Annotated in this window: 1 protein-coding gene; it reads right to left on the reverse strand. The window is 55.2% G+C overall.

From position 1 onward, the window contains the following. On the reverse strand, positions 1 to 298 hold a 298-nt coding region (locus Y887_RS19550), incomplete at its 3' end, for a hypothetical protein (RefSeq protein ID WP_211257003.1). Positions 299 to 373 lie beyond the last annotated feature (75 nt).

Below are 373 nucleotides of genomic sequence, written 5' to 3' on the forward strand. Positions count from 1 at the left end.
CAGAAAAATACTGTGCGCGTGACGGGTCCGACCATGAAACACCAGTCTGCATGAACAACCGCTCAAGTGCCCCCGCAGCCACTTCTTCAGGCCATGTGAGGAGTTCATCCGGTATCTGGCTGCGTCCGGCTTTCGGAGCGACGGCATAAAGCACGCTCACCTCACCGGGAGAACAGGCAAATCGCAGGGAGCGTCCGGAGCTGATATCCACATCCCGACCGACAAAAAGCTCATGATTATCGTCAGAGATACGGATGATATGAACGCACTCCTCATCATCTTTGTCATACGGAAGCACGATTTCTTTTCCTGCCACCGGTACAACAGTAACCTCCCGACGGCACACCAACGACTCGCGCCTGAATGCCACGGC

The sequence above is a fragment of the Xanthomonas pisi DSM 18956 genome, assembly GCF_001010415.1.
Taxonomy (GTDB): domain Bacteria; phylum Pseudomonadota; class Gammaproteobacteria; order Xanthomonadales; family Xanthomonadaceae; genus Xanthomonas; species Xanthomonas pisi.